Annotated in this window: 1 protein-coding gene; it reads right to left on the bottom strand. The window is 50.8% G+C overall.

The window, feature by feature from the left end:
• Nucleotides 1-260, bottom strand: a 260-nt coding sequence (locus AAEZ18_RS19120; protein ID WP_352256001.1) for an aconitase family protein, incomplete at both ends; no start/stop codon positions are given.

The raw sequence follows: 260 nt of genomic DNA, 5'->3' as shown, positions 1-260 counted from the left end.
CTGTGCAGGCCTTCACCGTAGAATTCGACAAACTTACCAACCACACCATGGGCACGTAGCATTTCAACCACACGCAATACCAAATCCGTGGCGGTGACGCCTTCGGTCAATTTACCCGTCATCTCAAAACCAACGACTTGTGGAATCAACATCGATGATGGCTGTCCAAGCATGGCAGCCTCTGCTTCAATACCGCCCACGCCCCAACCAAGCACGCCAATACCATTAATCATGGTGGTATGACTGTCAGTACCAAACAC

Source organism: Pseudoalteromonas sp. 19-MNA-CIBAN-0066, assembly GCF_040308705.1.
GTDB classification, from domain to species: domain Bacteria; phylum Pseudomonadota; class Gammaproteobacteria; order Enterobacterales; family Alteromonadaceae; genus Pseudoalteromonas; species Pseudoalteromonas nigrifaciens.
Note: the sequence above shows the minus strand (reverse complement) of the source record. Positions and strands in the feature narration are given on the sequence as shown.